Raw genomic sequence first — 1,563 nt, 5'->3', positions numbered from 1 at the left:
GTTTTAGAGTATATAATAATTACATCAAATTACTGGTTGTATTTAATGGAGGTTAGTATGGATAAAAAAATTGGTATTTTAACATTTCAAGCATCTCATAATAATGGATCGCTTCTTCAAGCATATGCACTACAAAAAGTAATATCGGAAAAAATGGGATATCAAAATAAAATAATCAATTTTTCAAACAAGAACTCACAAGATATGTATGCATTATTTCCAAGATCATCATCCCTTAAGAGAGTGATAAAAAATCTTTTCTACCTAACTTTTTATAAAAAAGTAAAAACACATTTTGATGATTTTAATAGATTTATAAACTCTGAATTAAAATTATCCGATGGTTTTTTTGAAACATCAAAGGATTTAGAAAAAATTGCTGATAATTACGACATTCTAGTATCTGGAAGTGACCAAATATGGAACATTAATTGTTACGATGCAGATGATGCTTACTTCCTTAATTTCACAAATAATGTGAAAAAGGTAGCCTATGCTCCAAGTTTAGGAGCGAATAATATTTTAGAACATGCAGATGATGTTGACAAATATAGAAATTATTTAATGGATTATTCTGCATTATCGATTAGAGAAAAGAATGGGAAGAAATGGATTGAAGAACTAACAGGTAGGGAAGTAGAACTTACCCTGGATCCCACTATGTTACTAAAAAGGGATGAATGGGATGATATTACATTATCGAAATTATACGATAAAGAATATATATTTTATTATGCATTTCATTACTCTGATGAAGTTAATCGTGCTGTTAAAAAGATTTCAGAAAAGCTCAATATTCCAGTAATTGTGTTAGATGCAAAGTCATGGGCAATAAGAAGATTATTTTCTATGGGCTTTGAATTAACAGAACATGGTGGGCCAAGTGTAATGTTGAGTATGATAAAAAATGCTAGTCTAGTATTTACAACTTCATACCATGGAACTATTTTTTCAACAGTTTTCGAAAAACCTTTTTGGTTCGTTAAAAGTACTATGCTTAATAAGGGGGATGATAGAGCATATACTCTTTTGGAACAAACAGGTTTAGAAGAAAGGTTTATGGATGTAAACAAATTAGAGGAAGTAGATTTATTTAAACCTATTGATTATAACAAAGTAAATAAAAAAGTAGAGAAACTCAGAGAGTCATCATTAGAATATTTAAAAAATGCATTGGAAAACGACAAATAAAATAAGTTAGAATTGTAAAAGTGACTAATAAAGGCCTCTTTTTAAGGGACTTAATCTTCTTTAAATTGGTTTATGCTTTTCACATCCTTGTTGTTTTAGCTTACTTTTATTCCTATTAAACGATTTTAATATTTATAATTAGCTATTTTCAAAACATTAATGCTCCTAGAAGTAAAAGGATATTCTCTATTACAGAGTTTTTAACATTACTATCTTTGGAGACTTGAAGTTGACGATAATATCATATGTGTAATTAATCAGTATTTTAAATAGATCTAATCCATAAGTGAACTAGTTAAAAATGAGTTTTAGATTCATTTTGATAATGATAGGAGTAAACAAATGTTTACAATGCTATATATACTAATATTG

Annotated in this window: 1 protein-coding gene; it reads left to right on the top strand. The window is 27.8% G+C overall.

Annotation, left to right across the window (positions count from 1 at the left end; genetic code table 11):
• On the top strand, window positions 1-1,191 hold a 1,191-nt coding region (locus V7149_RS23140; RefSeq protein ID WP_335347934.1), incomplete at its 5' end, for a polysaccharide pyruvyl transferase family protein.
• Window positions 1,192-1,563 lie beyond the last annotated feature (372 nt).

Origin of the sequence: Bacillus sp. JJ1503, from assembly GCF_036965125.1 — a bacterium.
Lineage (GTDB): Bacteria > Bacillota > Bacilli > Bacillales > Cytobacillaceae > Cytobacillus.
The sequence above is the reverse complement of the archived record's forward strand: the minus strand, read 5'-3'. Positions and strand labels throughout refer to the sequence as shown.